Below are 2,142 nucleotides of genomic sequence, written 5' to 3' on the forward strand. Positions count from 1 at the left end.
TGGAACGGCCACCCCCTCGACCGCACCCGCACCAGCCACCTCGCACGCCTCGAACTCACCCACGCCGCATAAGGCCGAATTAGCCAGCAGGGTCGCCGGTCTGCTACAAACCTGGGCAGCGGGCCCGGCTGGTCTACCGGGCCCGGGTCAGCCACGGCCGTTCGGGTGAGCGTAAGGGGCTGGGCTGGGCGGACTGTCGGGATCTTCTGCTGGCCGCGCACGCGCAGCTGCCCGGGGGTCGGCTGGTGCTGGTGTGGGACCGGTTGAACATCCACCTCCAGACGCAGATGGCCGCGTTCCTGGCCGCGCACACCGGCTGGATCAACGTGGTGTGGCTGCCGGCCTATGCGCCCGACCTGAATCCCACGGAAGGGGTCTGGTCATACCTGAAACGCACAACCCTGGTCCATCTCGCCGCCCGCGGGATCGACGAGGTATTTCAGGCGGTCAAGCATGGACTGAAACGTATGCAGTACCGGCCCGAGCTTCTCGTCGGGTTCCTTACCGAAACCGGACTGGCCTGGGAAAATCTCCGATCAACATAACCTCGCACATTAATCATCAGTAGCCGCACTAACCATCATGAGACGATCAAGAAAACTGCGAAACTTTAGATTTCAGAAACTCTCTACCTATCCGGTTGCGACAATCGCGCATGAAGGCGCCCGCTGAGAGTCACGTCGTACGGCAATCCTTTAAGATCCTCGATGGCTGCCTCCACACCGAGAGTTTCCAGACGTTCAGCCAGTCGCGCCCACGAGTAGGACTCCCCTGTTTCCTCAGCGTCGTCAGGCAGGACCACATTACGCACAGCTACCATAACAGTCTCGATGGTCAGGCGAGCCCATGCGTCATCGTCAACACGCCCTCCCGACATTTTACTGCTCCATCCGAGGTCGTCGGTCAGCGTGAGACGGCGTCCATCGGAGAGAGTCGCGAACTCCTCGACACGGAAGTGTAGAGCCTGCCTGAACATCTCGAGAGACTGCGCAGCCCCTCCCGATTGCCGTGCGGCGCCCGCCGACCTGCCGTGGTACTCGTCTACGGTTACAAGATCACACCAGGCACCCAAGCCTACAACCCTCAATTTCACAGCACTCAGGATACTGTTGGAACCAGATTTGGTGCGCCCTCGTCACGCTCAACCTGCTCGCCTGAGCCCTGATCCTCGCCCGCCCGATCACATGCCACGGCGGTAGGAAGCGAGACGGCTGCGCCACCGACTGTTCGCCTTCGCCAGCCGCATGGCGCGCCACGCCCGCCAGGGCGGACTCCACCTCGCCGGATACCACCCTGGACACCGCTCGCGCCCAGGCAGTCGCGGCCCTGCCGCTCGGACACGCTGACTGATACTACGGGCCCGCATCTCCTGACATCCGCTCCCAGCATGACCGTGCGTGTTTGATACTCGCGGCCAATGAAGACCGCCGCCTACGCCGCACCCGCACCCGCACCCGCACCCGCACCGATAGTCACAGCTCCGTCCGAGGCTCCGTGTCTAGACGCGACGGTGGCCTACTCGCTGCCCCGCGGGTGAGCGACGGCGAGCACCAAGCCGTCACGGTCGACGACTCGAACCGCGTCGATGGCATCCGCTGGGATCGAGCTCGCTCCGACGACACCAGCCTTCGTTGTCGGCGTCGACGACCAGCTGGCCGCTCGTTCCGTCATGCCGTCGACGCTGGCGACCTCCAGCGCGAAGGGGCCGCTGCCAGGAAGGCTGTCGAACGCAACGGCCAGCGACGTTCCCCATGGTTTCGTGATGAGCGTGGCTCGACCAGTGATCGCCGTGCCCGTCGCGGCGACGAAGGAGGTGGAGGGCCCACTCGGTGCCCTGGCAAAGGGACTGTTCACGACGAGACCGATTCCGGCACACAGGACGAGCACAGCAGCGACCGCCGCGAGGCGCCAGGAGCGGGTTCGGCGAACCGACCGTCGTTCGGCGCGCACCCGCTGGAGCAGCTCGTCCAGAGAGGGTTCACCCTCCCCCCCAGTACCCGGCAGACGCCGGAGCAGCGTGGGAACCGACGCCGTCTCGTCGAGTTCGGCACGGCATCCGGCGCAGCCGGCGAGATGGGCTTCGACGGCGTTCCGGTCGTCGACGTCCAGACCGCCCAGAACGAAGGCCCCGAGCAGGAACCG

The 2,142-nt window shown here is 65.0% G+C and carries 2 protein-coding genes; one reads left to right on the plus strand and one right to left on the minus strand.

What is annotated here, in order from left to right:
- The first annotated feature begins 227 nt into the window (after positions 1-227).
- Positions 228-545, plus strand: coding sequence for a transposase (locus BBK14_RS12685; protein WP_275078479.1), 318 nt, complete (start codon positions 228-230; stop codon positions 543-545).
- Between the two features lie 970 nt (positions 546-1,515).
- On the opposite strand, the gene BBK14_RS12690 is transcribed toward BBK14_RS12685, so the two are convergent.
- A partial coding sequence (locus BBK14_RS12690; protein WP_071062228.1) for an anti-sigma factor family protein occupies positions 1,516-2,142 on the minus strand: 627 nt, incomplete at its 5' end.

Source organism: Parafrankia soli (assembly GCF_001854695.1).
GTDB classification, from domain to species: Bacteria; Actinomycetota; Actinomycetes; order Frankiales; family Frankiaceae; genus Parafrankia; species Parafrankia soli.